Below are 6,087 nucleotides of genomic sequence, written 5' to 3'. Positions count from 1 at the left end.
GCGCGCGGGAAGGGTGATGACGGCGCGGACCAGTTCGAGCACCCCGCCGACGGCGACGCCCAGGACCCGGAAGGGGAGCAGCACCAGCCAGACAACGGGGTAGAGGACCAGGGCCAGGAGGGCCAGCGGCCAGCAGAGCACCAGCAGGATGCACCAGAGAAGGAATTTCGTCATCGGTCATTTTCCCCGGATCGCGGTGTGTCCCCCTGTTGTAGCACGGCGCCGCCCGGGGTGCAACGGAGCTCCCGCGCCATCTCCACCAGTTTCCAGTAGGGGGGCTCGTACCCCTTCTCCCGGCGGAAGCGATCCGCGGCCTCGATCAGGGCGGCCTTGATCCTCTCGTGCCGGCGGGTGTACCAGCGGTAGCGCAGCGCCGCGGTCGCGCTCATCCCTTCGGGTATCGGCCCCACCCGGCCGACGGCGTTGAGCCCCCGGCTGTAGAGTTTGACCAGGCGGGCAAGCGGCAGCAGGGGGGCGTCATGCTCCAGGGGGTCCCCGGATTCGGCGCCCTCGAGCATGGCCTCGGTCACGGCGTTGTCGAGGTGATCCGCCCGCAGCGCCTCCAGGTCGCGCCACTCCGCGACCACGGCGAGCTGCGGGTCGTACTCCAGGTCGGAGGGCTCCTGGGTGGCGAAATGGCGCACCCCGAAACCGGCGAGCCAGCGCCGCAGCCCGGCCGAGGAGATGTGCGAAAGGCCCATCCAGAGCCGGACGCCGTAGCGGCCATAGGCGGCCGAAGCGACCTCCGAGCAGAACCACCGGCCCGGGTCGCCGAAATCCATGGCAAAGTCATAGGGGATAGGGGACCGCCGCGCCTGCCCGAGCGCGTACTCGGCCGCCCGGTGCGGCAGCATCGGGTCGGCGGCCACCGCCGCGAGGTCCGCCCGTAACCTCAGCACCAGGACCCGCAGCTTGACGTCGCGCACGTAATCCTCGAGGGAAGACACCGCCACCCCCCGCTCGATGTGCGCCTCGACGATGCTGGCGAGGTGGGTCCCGGGGTCCACGCGGACCAGCGCGACATGCGAAAAATTGCCGGGAAAATCGTTGCCGCGCGCGATCAGGGCCGAGGTGGCCGCCCCCCCGCGCGATACCAGGATGTCGCCGCTGTGGATCCGGATGCCCAGAAGCGCCGCCCAGGGCGTGGCCGAAGGCTCCTCCTTCCCGGGGATCAGCGCCGGTGGTGCGTACCGGGGCGGCACCTGCAGCACGATCTCCTCGATCGCCCCCCGGCTCCCGTAGAGCAGGCGATAGAGCGTGCGGCGGACGTCGGGGTCGCCCATGTCCCAGTGGAGCGATTGCCGCTTCACCTCCATCCCGAGGCGCGTGACCCGTTCGCTGAAATCGGCGAGCCGGTCGGGGCAGGCCGGGATCCACGGGGCGGTCTGAAAGGTCAACCGCTCCAATTCACCAAACACCGCTTCCTCCGCCCGGGCGCTCCGGTGCGCGAGATCCTCCAGGCGCCGGTCCATTTCCCGGAAATGATCCTCGATGCCGGCGCGGACGGCGGCGCACCCCCTGCCGCGGGAGTCCGTCATCTCGGCTTCAAGGGTGCGCCAGACCTCGTCCTGGTCCCAGCGGAACGGCTCCCCCCGCACCGGCTGGGACACCGCCGTAGCGATGGGGATTTCCGATTCCGGGATCGACAACAGCAGGTAGCCCGACACCAGCACCCCTCCTGCCAGCGCCAGCCACCCTCCCTTTCTTCCCACCCTCATCGCCCTGAACCGCACCTTCCCCCCGATCCAACCGAAAGCCGCTGTAAAGGTTTTCGACACCGTCCTATCTCCCCATATTACATGGATATAGCCTGGTCCGTCCCCGCAAATCTGCAGGCTTGACAACTAGTAAATTAGTGTCCAAGGATTAGGTCCGTGACCGGGGCGACCGGCCCCGGTCGGGCATGCCGGGGCGTTGGTTCCAGGGCATGCAGCGTATTTCAGGAAACGATTCATGCGCACGGAGAATGTTTCCTTCAATCACAGGCTGTTTTCCTGATTGCATGAGAAAGGATCTATCGATGAAAAGGTTTGCGGCATTTCTGGGCCTCGCGGCCCTGGCCGTTGTCATGGCCGTGCCCGCCTGGGCCGGCAGCGCCAACAAATTCACCCGGGCCGATCTCTCCATGGGGGGCGAAAGCGCGGCCACGATCGAAATCGGCGACGCGGTCACCTTCCGGCTGGATGTGGCCACTTCCGGGAGTTCCTACCCCAGCCTCTACGTGGTCCCCGTGGTTTCGGCGGCGGCCTTCGTGACCGGCGAACCCCTGGACGTAGCCGCCGGCGGCCGCTTTTTGAGCGGCATCACCGGCCTCGGGGCCGACGGCCGGGCGAAACGGACCGGCAACGACCCCAAGGCCGACTCCGGCACCTTCACCTCGGCCGATCTCGGCATCGATTTCGATCGGCCGGGCGACTACCGGGTTTCGGTCCAGGTATGGGACGACGAGAAGCGGCTCGCGGCGTCGAACACGGTCCACGTCAAGGTCTACGACGTGAAGACGGTGTTCATGACGTATAACGCCAACGCCTGGCCGAACTATTACGAAAACGCATCCCCGGTCCCCGCGACGGAAACCTCCCCCGCCCACTATGTCGTCAACGCCGTCGTGGACGGCCGGACCACCCAGGTCCGGGTGGTGCAGGACCTGACCCCGACAAGCAGCGCCTTCGATCTGCTGTATGCGCCTGAGACCGGTGTTTTCCGTGCGACGTTCGACGAAAACGGCTATGTGGTCAAATTCCGTACCGACCCGCGCGTCATCGAGGGGTACGGGGTGAATCCCCCAGCCGGCGACACCATCAAGCTGGGGCTGAACAACGTGCACGGCATGGAAAGGGAATACGCGTTTGCCGACGGCGCCGAAATATGGCAGCGTACGGCGACATATCTACCCTCCATTTATTCCTACAGGGTCGCGCCGCTGGCTGTCACCACTGCGCAAGTCGGTTCGATCCCCGTCAATGTCCGGTGGAACACGGCCTACTGGATGCAGCTCGACGACGCGGGGGAAATCGCGGCTCTGTACGTCAATTCCCCGGCCGCCTACGGCGCCCAGCCCGCTCCGGCGTGGCTCCCCGACCTCAGGAAATTCCAGGTGGGCACGGGCCCGGCCGACGAGGCGACGGGGCTCGCCATCAACTACTACTTCTACGAGCCGGAGACGCCGGCCGGAGAGAAGCGGCCGCTGGTGATCTGGTTTCACGGGTCGCAGGGGGGCGGGTTCTCCTGGAAGCCCTTCTTCTTCGGTTCCGACAATATCGCGAAATTCGCCACCGCCCCCTACCAGGAGAAGTTTGCCGCGGGGGGCGCCTACGTGATGGTCCCCCGGTCGAACGAGGATTTCGGGGCAAGCCACGACCGGCGGCTGCGCTGGGACGATGATTACAGGGGCGTGGAGGACGCGCAGCTGACCCCCTTCTACCTGGCCCTCGAGGATTTCCTCGCCCGGCACCCCGATGTCGATACCGACCGGATCTACATCGGCGGCTTCTCCGCGGGCGGCGGCATGACCTGGCTGGTCGCGCGGGAGTGCCCGGACCTGTTCGCCGCGGCGTTTCCCGCCGCCGCACCCGAGCGCAACCTGCCCGATCCGGGTTCGGAGGAACTCGAGGCGCTGTCGGCGCTGCCGGTCTGGACGGTGCATGCGAACGGCGACCCGGTCGTGCCCCTGACCGACAAGATCCGGAATGTCATGGCTTATCTGACGACGGTCAACGACCACAGCCGCATGACGGTCATGGAGGCCAAGGCCCATTCGGAACTGACCTACGTGCAGAACGACATGGTAGATCCCAAAACCGGGGCGCCCTACCTGGATGAAGTGGGAGTCGCCGTGCCCGGCACCCTGATCGACTGGCTCAACGGGCAGTCGGCCGAGCGCTGACCGCCGATGAAATCCGTCATGCCCGGGCCGCTCCGCCCGGGCATGACGGAACCCCCGCGCGGCTTCAGAGCTCGACCTGCGAGATCTGGCCGTAATTCAGGGAACGCTTGAAGAAATCCTCCGGCGGGAGTCGTTCCGCCAGGCCCAGGAAGGCGCCGACGCGCCCGATGAGGTCGATGAAGCGCTCGCCGCCGGGCGGGGGGTTGTGCACCCAGTCGGCGAGAAAGGGGGCCGCCTCCGGCCTCCGTTCGATCTCGCCCCAGGGGAGCCCCTCCCACAGGCCGAAGTCGAGCTCCATCAGCCGGTCGTCGCAGGTGACGCCGCGCCCTCCCGCGATCGCATCCGCCAGCAGGGCGCAGCGGCGGAGGGGGCTGGAATAGATGGCGTGGAAGGTCTCGCCGGCCAGGGCCCGGGCCAGCTCCCGGTGCCGCGACTCGTGATCGGGGGGCAGCCCCGGTTCGCTCCGCCCGTAGCAGGTCCCCTCCGGGGCCAGGGTCTGGATGTGGCGCACCAGGGTCAGTCGCATGGCTATCCCTGGCGAAGGAGGGCCACGGCCGCGAGGTAGAGGCCCGGCTCGCACAGCTGCTGCAGGGCGCCCAGGGGCCTGGTCTTGTTGTCGATTTTTTGCTGCAGCCGGGATTTCATGGGTCCTTCCGCCCCCGGGGCGACGCCGCGCCGCGGGCGCCGTGAAAGGCGCCAGTATATCACGGCGCGATCGCGGGGCAAGCCGGGCGGCCACGGCTCAAAACCTTTGCTAATTCCGGAAAGGTTTCCTATTGTAGAGGCTGTAGTTCGCCGTGCGCATCCGCAAACAGGAGGGCGCAGGCGAAGGATATCGGCCCTTGTACCCTCGGAGGCATCATGAACAGAATCGAAAAGGCATTGATGCACGCTCTCTTCACCCACCTGCATCACAACACCGACAAGGCGATCGACTTCAAGGCGATCGCGACCCTGAACCGGAAGGTGGCCAAGATGTTTCCCGGCGCCCTGATCGTCGGCCCGGGCGACGACGCCGCCGCGTTCAAGTTCCCCGGCGGCAGGGGGGTTTTCGTGGGCAAGATGGAGAGCCATTGCTCCCCCTGCGTGCCGAGGCCCTACGACGCCGCCGCCACGGGGGCCGGCGGGGCCATGCGCGACGTGGTGGCGATGGGCGCGCGCCCGCTATTCCTGATGAACTTCCTCGGCACGCGGCCGCTCGAGGAAAAGGTCGTCGTCGGCCCCTGCGGGTTTGCCGGGACCTGCACCTGCGGCAAGTGCCTCACGATGACGAGCGGCGAACGGGTCAACCTGATGGTCAAGGGGCTTCGGGACATGTGCCGCGCCATGGACGTCTTCATCGTCGGCGGCGGGTTCTCGACCTCCTTTTCCGACATCGTTCCGGCGACCGTGGTCTCGGTCATCGGCCAGCTGGTCACGCCGAAGCCCCTGACCAAGCCGGCGAAATCGGCCGGGGACCGGATCCTCCTCATCGGCAAAACGGGGAGCGACGGCAACGACACCCTCTACCGCGCCGGCCTGGTGGAGGTGATGAAGCCGGCCATAGCGCTTTTCCGCGACGAACGCGCGGTGATGGAGGCCTCGCTCGCCGCCTTCCGCACGGGCAAGATCAAGGCCTGCTCCGACCTGGGCGCCGCCGGGATCGGGGCCGCCGTCTGCGAATCCGCGCGCTACGGCGGGTTCGGCGCGCGCGTCGACCTCGACAAGGTGGCGCTGCGCGAAAAGGGTCTCATCCCCGAGGAGATCATGATCTGCGAGACCCAGGGACGCATGGTCGTGCAGGTCGCCCCGCGGGACGTCGACACCGTCCTCGAGGCCGTCCGGGCGAAGAGGGTGCGGGCCGAAGTGATCGGCGAGATCAACAACGACGACAAGCAGGTGTTCGAGTACAAGGGGAAGGTGGTCGCCGAGATCCCCAACGTCCCCACCAGGGCGCAGATGAAGGAACTCCGGAACGGGTAGACCGCGACGGGCGTGCTCGACGGATTCCAGATGCGGGAGGATGCATGCCGGCCGGGAAACGGATGCTTTGGGTCGTGGCAGCGTTGGCCGTTTCGGGCCTGTTTTCCGGGTGCGGCGGGACGTCGGGCGGCGGTTCCCGGGACAGCGACAAGACCTGTCCCCGGGGGTATACGGAGGACGGCCGGGGCGTATGCGTGGACATCGACGAGTGCCTGGCGGACAACGGCGGCTGCGACCCG

General features: G+C 67.4%; 6 protein-coding genes. 3 read left to right on the top strand and 3 right to left on the bottom strand.

Translation table 11 applies throughout. The annotated features are described in order from the left end of the window. Together GXY47_06310 and GXY47_06305 are read right to left on the bottom strand one after the other, a co-directional pair. The coding region (locus GXY47_06310; GenBank protein ID NLV30755.1) for a hypothetical protein at window positions 1-174 on the bottom strand (174 nt) is incomplete at its 3' end. Next, window positions 171-1,778: a hypothetical protein gene (locus tag GXY47_06305; protein ID NLV30754.1), complete on the bottom strand. Its 1,608-nt coding sequence runs from the start codon at window positions 1,776-1,778 to the stop codon at window positions 171-173. The genes GXY47_06310 and GXY47_06305, both read right to left, overlap by 4 nt. A gap of 242 nt (window positions 1,779-2,020) precedes the next feature. Here GXY47_06305 and GXY47_06300 point away from each other — a divergent pair, with 242 nt between their 5' ends. Beyond that, window positions 2,021-3,886, top strand: coding sequence for a prolyl oligopeptidase family serine peptidase (locus GXY47_06300; GenBank protein ID NLV30753.1), 1,866 nt, complete (start codon window positions 2,021-2,023; stop codon window positions 3,884-3,886). Window positions 3,887-3,950: 64 nt separating this feature from the next. Here the strand turns inward: GXY47_06300 and GXY47_06295 are convergent, their stop codons facing one another. Continuing rightward, a complete protein-coding gene (locus tag GXY47_06295) occupies window positions 3,951-4,412 on the bottom strand; it encodes an alpha-ribazole phosphatase (protein ID NLV30752.1) in 462 nt (153 codons plus the stop codon). A gap of 335 nt (window positions 4,413-4,747) precedes the next feature. On the opposite strand from GXY47_06295, the gene GXY47_06290 reads away from it, so the two are divergent. Beyond that, window positions 4,748-5,848, top strand: coding sequence for a phosphoribosylformylglycinamidine synthase (locus tag GXY47_06290; protein NLV30751.1), 1,101 nt, complete (start codon window positions 4,748-4,750; stop codon window positions 5,846-5,848). A 74-nt stretch (window positions 5,849-5,922) separates the two neighbouring features. Continuing rightward, on the top strand, window positions 5,923-6,087 hold a 165-nt coding region (locus tag GXY47_06285), incomplete at its 3' end, for a hypothetical protein (protein NLV30750.1).

Source organism: Acidobacteriota bacterium (genome assembly GCA_012729555.1).
GTDB lineage: Bacteria > Acidobacteriota > UBA6911 > UBA6911 > UBA6911 > UBA6911.
The sequence above is the reverse complement of the archived record's forward strand: the minus strand, read 5'-3'. Positions and strand labels throughout refer to the sequence as shown.

Excerpts from the sequence above, each read along its gene's own strand:
- GXY47_06300 (NLV30753.1), top strand. The coding sequence starts at position 2,021 with ATGAAAAGGTTTGCGGCATTTCTGGGCCTCGCGGCCCTGGCCGTTGTC.
- GXY47_06295 (NLV30752.1), bottom strand. The coding sequence starts at position 4,412 with ATGCGACTGACCCTGGTGCGCCACATCCAGACCCTGGCCCCGGAGGGG.
- GXY47_06290 (NLV30751.1), top strand. The coding sequence starts at position 4,748 with ATGAACAGAATCGAAAAGGCATTGATGCACGCTCTCTTCACCCACCTG.